This is a genomic window from Microcella sp. (assembly GCF_040286215.1).
Classification (GTDB): domain Bacteria; phylum Actinomycetota; class Actinomycetes; order Actinomycetales; family Microbacteriaceae; genus Microcella.
The window spans coordinates 1-6,751 of sequence record NZ_JAVKCK010000030.1 but is presented as its reverse complement, the minus strand read 5'-3'; the positions used below and the strand labels follow the sequence as shown (position 1 = coordinate 6,751).

Genomic DNA, 6,751 nt, shown 5'->3' with positions numbered 1-6,751 from the left:
TGGATGTGGCACCAGCACTTCAACTCGAGCGAGACCGAGAGTTGCCGCTACCTCGCGGTGCAGGACACGTTCGCGATCAAGGCTCTGGGCCTGCACGCGATCGAACGATTCCCCGAAAGCGACACCAAGAAGGCATAGCGGGCGACGAAGGCGGTGGGCCGGGACGCTCTTGCTTCAGTAGCCACAGGCGCCGAAGTGGATGATCCCGACTCGTCATGACCGCTCCGTTGCACAGCGACGTGCATGACTGGGCCGACCCGGCTCACCCTGATCCAACTACGCAGGAATTCGATGAACCGCGGCCTCAGTTGTTGAGGTCGCCGGATAGCGAGGAGCGGGACACGTGGGAGAGGCGCTAGTTGAAGGACTATTCCTTCTGTTTCAGCTGGAAAACCTGCTCTACCTCACCATCGGAATGGCGATCGGCTTGGTGATCGGGTTCTTGCCCGGTTTGGGCGGCCTCGCAACCCTTGCGCTGCTGACGCCCGTCATCCTTGGCATGGATCCTGCCCCTGGGCTGGCGTTCATCCTCGGTGCGTACGGCGCCGTGTCCTTCGGAGGCTCCATCACTGCGATCCTGTTCAACACGCCGGGCACCGGTGAACAGGTGGTAACGACGTTCGACGGCTACCCGATGGCCCGGAATGGCCAGGCAGGACGAGCTCTCGGGGTGTCTGCGGGGGCGAGTGCATTCGGCGGAGTATTCGGCGTCATCATCCTCTTCCTCGCCATACCCGTGGCCTTCCAGCTGCTTGCCCTCATCCGGCCGCCGGAGATCTTCGCCCTGGGCATCATCGGCGTGATGATCATGGGCGTCTCGAACGCGCGCACGCGCACGAAAGGGATCGTGTCCGGAGCGCTGGGCCTCATGCTCTCCTTCGTCGGAGTGGACCCGGTAACCGGCGTGAATCGCTTGACTTTCGGAAGCCTCGAGCTCAGCAGCGGACTCGGCATTGCCGCGATCACGATGGGGCTGTTCGCCATCTCGGAAATGATGGTGCTGTTTACACGCGGGACGACGATCGCAGGCAATCTGCCGCCTCAGCGCAGCAAGCAGAAGGGCGCGCGCGTCATCGACGGCCTGGCCGATGTAGTCCGCAACTGGAAGGGAGTGCTCCGCGGCGGAGGAATCGGAGCCATCGCGGGAACGATCCCTGGCCTGGGTGGCAGCATCGCGATGTTCGGGGCGTACGGCGCCGCTCGGACCGCCTCCAAGGATCCCGAATCCTTCGGGAAAGGCAATCCTCAGGGAGTACTCGCCGCCGAGTCCGCGAACAATGCGAAGGAAGGCGGCTCGTTCGTGCCGACTCTCGCCTTCGGTATCCCCGGCACCTCTGGTATGGCGCTCATCATCGGGATCCTGCTGATCCTCGGGTTCAACCCCGGGCCGGGCATGATCGAGAACGACCTTGAGATCGTCTTCCTCATCGCGTGGATCATGGCCGTGAGCAACATCCTCTCCAGCGTGCTGGGGCTCGCCATGGCACCGGGTCTCGCCAAGCTCGCGTTCGTGCGGCCGACAATTCTGGCTCCCGCTCTCGTGGCCATCGCGATGATCGGGAGCTTCATCGACACACGGCTATTCTCGAGTGTCGTGATCGCGATGGTGTTCGGCGTCGTCGGCTACGTGTTCCGGGCGACTGGGTACTCGAGCGCGGGCTTCATCCTTGGCTTCCTCCTCGGCCCGCTCATCGATCAGAATCTGGGGCTCTCTCTTCAGATCTACGGGCCGGAGTTCGTGTTCCGTCCACTGACCGCCGCGATCATCGTCCTGACACTGCTGGTCGTTGCCTGGGCCCCGCTCAAGTCGTCTGTGCTTCGGTTGAGGGTACGTCGTGCAGCGCGCAACCCCAGCATGCGCACCGGCGCGATTCCGGTCTCGCGACGCCAGCGGTCGTCACGAGGTGCCGATCAGAAGGGCACGCAATACCCGGCAGAGAGCGATGAGGACGAAGCGCCGTCGCCCACTGAGACGACGGACGACCAGGGGCGGGACAACCAGCGATGAGCGAGTTGAGGTTCGAGCGGATTCTGACGGCGCTATTGCTCGTCGGAAGCGTCTGGTACGCAATCGTCATGTTCTCCTACCCGTCCAACGCTGGAAGGATCCCCGGAATCGTCGCGATCGTCGCGAGCGTGACCCTGTTGGTTCAGCTTCTCCTGAGCCTCCGAACTAGAAGTCGGTCTACCCCGAGCGATCAGGACGACCGTCCCGTTGAGGAACAGGGGCGGTCTCCCTCACGCGTCGATGACGCTGACGCCCAGGGTGCGTCACGTCCAGCGCCGGTGCTGGAGCAGGACTCCTACGACACACTCATCGCACTCCGCGGCGCGCGCAGACGCCGATTCCTCATCATGGCTGGCTACATCCTGGTCTTCTACATCGGGTCACTCTTGGTCGGCTTCGTCGTGACCACGACGGTCTTGTTGCCGGTCATCCTCCTGCTCGCAGGGGAGAAGGTGAGGGTGGCGGTCATCTCAGCTGTTGTCGCGGCCGTAGGATCCTATCTTCTCGTGGTCCAGCTCCTTGGCCTGCCTCTGCTCGACGGCGTCTTGTTCGGCTGACATCGATGTCACCGGGATCGATCGATTGACGAAAGGAACACCACGTGCAACCTCTCGAGGCCGGAGACTCGGCTCCTGATTTCACGCTGCCGACAGCGGACGGCGGCACGGTCTCGCTAGCGGACTACCGTGGTTCGAGGGTGGTCGTGTACTTCTACCCGGCGGCCATGACGGCCGGATGCACCACCGAAGCGTGTGACTTCCGAGACTCGCTGCAGAGTCTCGTGGCGGCGCGTACCGAAGTCCTCGGAGTCTCGCCGGACTCGGTGGACAGGCTCGCGGAATTCGCGGAGAAGGAGTCGCTCACGTTCCCGCTCGCCTCCGACCCGGAGCGGCGGACTATCGGCGCATGGGGGGCGCTCGCCGAGAAGGTGAAGGACGGCGTGGCCGTCACGTCTGTCGTGCGTTCGACTTTCGTCATCGGTCCCGATGGCCGGTTCGAACGCATTTACCGCGGCGTGAGCGCGGACGGACACGTCGCTGACCTCAAGCGCGACCTGGCCATCACAGGGTAAGGCGGGCTCGATGCCCACGGGCGCGCCACCCGCCGTCATCGGCGTTGCGATGTGCACGATGTGCGTTCTCGTCAGCGTCGTTGCCGCGCCCTGGCGCGCTCGAGCTACGCGAAGCTCGAGCGCGAGTATCCACGAATGTAACAACTTCGTTAACGTACTAGATGTTGTATCCATAATCCCCCTAGTGTCTACGGCAATACCCCATCGGACTTGAGAAGGGGCAGAGTCGACTCCACCCCGGAGCCGTTGACCATCAGTGGTATGTGAAGAGAAGAGGAAGCAGCGATGCGAAATCGATTTGCAAAGAGAATGGTCGCCGGCGGCATTGCCGCCGCCAGCGCCGTACTGCTCGCGGCCTGCAGTGCGCCGAGCACGGCCCCGGTGGACGAGAGCGACCCGGCGGCCTTCTATGACGGCAATACGCTCGAGCTCATCGTTCCCTATAACCCGGGCGGAGGTTTCGACACTTTCGTGCGGCTTCTTGCTCCGCACTTGGAGGCAGAGGTCGAGGGTCTGACGGTCCAGGTGACCAACCTGCCGGGGGCTGGTGGGCTCATCGGGGCCAACGTCATCTCGCAAGCCGCGCCCGACGGCCTCACAGTCGGCCTGATCAACTACCCGGGTTCCGTATTCGCGGAGGCGACCGAGGCTGACGGGCTTAACTTCTCGAACGCCGACTGGACCTACCTGGCACGACTAGGCGCCATTAACCCCATCATGTACACGAGTGAGCAATCCGGGCTCTCAGACTTCGAGAGCATGGTCAACGCGACGGAGCCGATCACCTTCGGTATCGGTGGAGTCGGTTCCGACGCCTACTACGCCACTGTCATCGTGTCAGAGGTCCTCGGGTTCCCCGCGGAGATCATCGCCGGGTACCCGGGCGGCGCCGAGGCAGACGCGGCCCTTCTCGTGGGCGAGGTGAACGCGGGTGTGAACTCCGTTGACGCTGCGCTCAGCCGGATCGAGGGCACGGGAACGAACATCAACGTGTTGATCGGAACTGAAGCCAACCCGAAGATTCCTGATGTTCCCACGATCACCGGATTCGGTGACGCAGACCAGCAGCGTCTGCTCACGAGCCTCGCGTCGATCTACGACCTCGAGCGGATCATGGTCGGACCGAATGGCATCGACGAGGAGCGCGCAGCTTTCCTGGCCGACGCGATCTTCCGGGCCGCGACGAGCGACGGCTACTTGGCTGACATGGAGGAGGCGGGTATCACCGTCAGCGCTTTGGATCGAGCGGGTGTCCTGGAGCGCGCTACGGCGGTGAGCGCGTCCATCGACGATCTTGCGCCGCTGATCGCTCCTGCCGAGTAGAACCCCTAGAGAATGGGCCGGTCCGCGCTGACGTGCGCGGGCCGGCCTTCTCGTGATACGAGTGGCAGGAGGAACATTCCATGATGGATGAGTTGGGTGGCACCCACGCCGCAAAGGAAGCTCGGTACTTCGGCTCCGATGTGGTGGTCGATTTCTTGCAGTCGAAGAACATCGAGTACATCGCGCTCAACCCCGGAGCGTCCTTTCGGGGCCTGCACGACTCGATCGTCAACCACGGCGCCAACTCGCCGGAGATCATCCTCGTGCCGCACGAGAAGGTGGCCGTGGGAATCGCGCACGGGTTCGCCAAGGCGACGGGGCGCATGATGGGTGTGGCCCTGCACGACTTGGTCGGGCTCCTCCACGGGACGATGGGTGTCTACTACGCCTACGTCGACCGCGCGCCGATGGTCATACTCGGCGGCGCTGGGCCCATGGATGCGGCCCGTCGTCGCCCCTGGATCGACTGGATCCACACCGCGAACGTTCAGAACGCCGCTGTGCGCGAATACACCAAGTGGGATGACCACCCTTTCTCCGTAGCGGCGATCCCCGAATCACTTGAGCGCGGCTGGCGTATTGCCGGCGCTCATCCTCAAGGGCCGGTGTACATCGCCTTGGACGCCGATCTTCAGGAGGAGGAGGTCACCGGGGACCGCCCGCGGTTGCGCGACCACGACTCCGTGCCGACGCAGTTGTCGCCCGACCCGCACGCACTCGAGTCGCTCGCCGACATGCTGTGCGCCGCGGCGCGGCCCGTCCTCATCGCCGGTGCGGTCGGTCGTGACCCGGCAATGTGGACGGTGCTCGTCGAGCTCGCGGAGCTCGTCGGGGCGGCCGTGGTGGACACCAACATCCGCCACAATTTCCCGAACCGTCACCCCCTCAACCTCACCGGATCCGATGTCGTGTCCGAGGCCGACCTCGTGGTTCTACTTGACGTCAAGGATGTGGGTCAGCACACGGGCCTTCTGACCAAGGCCGACCGCGGCGGACGATTGAGGAGTCCTGCCGGGGCGAAGATCGTCGACATCGGGTTCGGGGATATCGGCATCTCGTCGTGGTCGGTGGACTACGGAGGCTTCTACGAGGCCGATCTGCGGGTGACGGCGGATACCACGGCGGCGCTTCCCCTGCTGCTGGACGCCACACGCGGGCGCGTGTCGCAGGAGGAGGCGGGGCACGCGCAAGCTCGCCATCGGAGACGAGCTGAGTTCGGCAGGATTCATGACGACCTCCGCTCGCGATGGAGCGATGTCGCGCAGGCGCCGCACCTGGGCGAGGCGATGTCGACTGCGCGGCTCGTGCACGAGGTCGGGCAGGCGATCGCGCCCCACGACTGGATCCTGACGGCGGGTACGGGCAATGGGTGGGCCCCGAGACTGTGGGACTTCGATCGGCACGACCGCCATGTTGGGAGGAGCCTCGGCACCTCTACTCAGATCGGCATCTCCCTCGGTGTGGCTCTCGCCTACCGCGGCACCGGTCGATTGGTCGTCGACCTGCAGCCCGACGGTGATCTCATGTTCGACGCCAGCGCACTCTGGGTCGCCAGCCACCATCGCATTCCCATGCTCGTGATCATGGTCAACAATCGTGCGTACAACAATGACTGGGTGCACCAGAAGGCCATGGCCGACGAGCGTGACACGCCGCGCGAGCGCACCTGGATCGGTATCACGATCGAGGATCCCGAGCCGGACTTCGCCACGCTCGCTCGATCGTTCGGCTGGCATGCGGCGGGGCCGATCACGGAACCGGACGCGATCGGGGCCGCCGTTGCCGAGGCCATCGATCACATCCAGCGAACAGGGATGCCGGCGCTCGTCGACATCGTCTGTTCCGCGGACGACTAGGAACGCACCCCGCAGCCGCGCACGGCGAGGCCACAATGCGCCTTGATGAGCGCTATCGACGGCGGAATCTCGACGGGCGACCGCGCGTAGGGCGACGACGAGCGGTTTATAGATCTTTTATCCAAAAGCTGATAGTTTTCACGAGGACACCGCCTGCCCGGTGATCACTGCGGACAACGGGCGAGGAGCGATCCGCCACCGTCAGGCTTCGTAGCAGGAGGAGAGAGTCGTATGTCAGAGCTTCCCGACATCAACAAGATCGAGCACCGCAAGCAGCCGTTGAGCGATGCGCACAACAGCGAGATGGGGCAGCGGGAGCAGTGGAACAAGAAGCACCCTCCGACTGAGGCGGTCATCATCAAGGACCTCAAGACGACGGACCTGACCCCGCGCGAGTATCGCAACACGCGTGCGCGGTTCTACCGTCTGGGGCACGACATCCGCCTGCAGCCGCACCTGAGTGAGCTTCCGCCGCTGGGTGCGTCGGTGAAC

General features: G+C 64.2%; 6 protein-coding genes. All 6 read left to right on the top strand.

Annotated elements, in window-relative coordinates; translation table 11 throughout:
* Positions 1-343 precede the first annotated feature (343 nt).
* A complete protein-coding gene (locus tag RJQ01_RS12730) occupies positions 344-2,008 on the top strand; it encodes a tripartite tricarboxylate transporter permease (RefSeq protein ID WP_350477099.1) in 1,665 nt (554 codons plus the stop codon).
* Complete coding sequence (locus tag RJQ01_RS12725) at positions 2,005-2,565, top strand: hypothetical protein (RefSeq protein ID WP_350477098.1); 561 nt, start codon at positions 2,005-2,007, stop codon at positions 2,563-2,565. Before RJQ01_RS12730 ends, RJQ01_RS12725 begins: the two co-directional genes overlap by 4 nt.
* Positions 2,566-2,609: 44 nt before the next feature.
* A complete protein-coding gene (locus RJQ01_RS12720) occupies positions 2,610-3,080 on the top strand; it encodes a peroxiredoxin (RefSeq protein WP_350477097.1) in 471 nt (156 codons plus the stop codon).
* A 285-nt stretch (positions 3,081-3,365) separates the two neighbouring features.
* On the top strand, positions 3,366-4,403 hold the full coding sequence (locus RJQ01_RS12715) for a tripartite tricarboxylate transporter substrate-binding protein (RefSeq protein WP_350477096.1): 1,038 nt from the start codon (positions 3,366-3,368) through the stop codon (positions 4,401-4,403).
* Between the two features lie 80 nt (positions 4,404-4,483).
* A complete protein-coding gene (locus tag RJQ01_RS12710) occupies positions 4,484-6,259 on the top strand; it encodes a thiamine pyrophosphate-binding protein (RefSeq protein WP_350477095.1) in 1,776 nt (591 codons plus the stop codon).
* Positions 6,260-6,490: 231 nt separating this feature from the next.
* A partial coding sequence (locus tag RJQ01_RS12705) for a hypothetical protein (RefSeq protein ID WP_350477094.1) occupies positions 6,491-6,751 on the top strand: 261 nt, incomplete at its 3' end.

Bases quoted from the DNA above. Each gene is read 5' to 3' on its own strand.
- RJQ01_RS12725 (WP_350477098.1), top strand. From the start codon at position 2,005: ATGAGCGAGTTGAGGTTCGAGCGGATTCTGACGGCGCTATTGCTCGTC.
- RJQ01_RS12715 (WP_350477096.1), top strand. From the start codon at position 3,366: ATGCGAAATCGATTTGCAAAGAGAATGGTCGCCGGCGGCATTGCCGCC.
- RJQ01_RS12710 (WP_350477095.1), top strand. From the start codon at position 4,484: ATGATGGATGAGTTGGGTGGCACCCACGCCGCAAAGGAAGCTCGGTAC.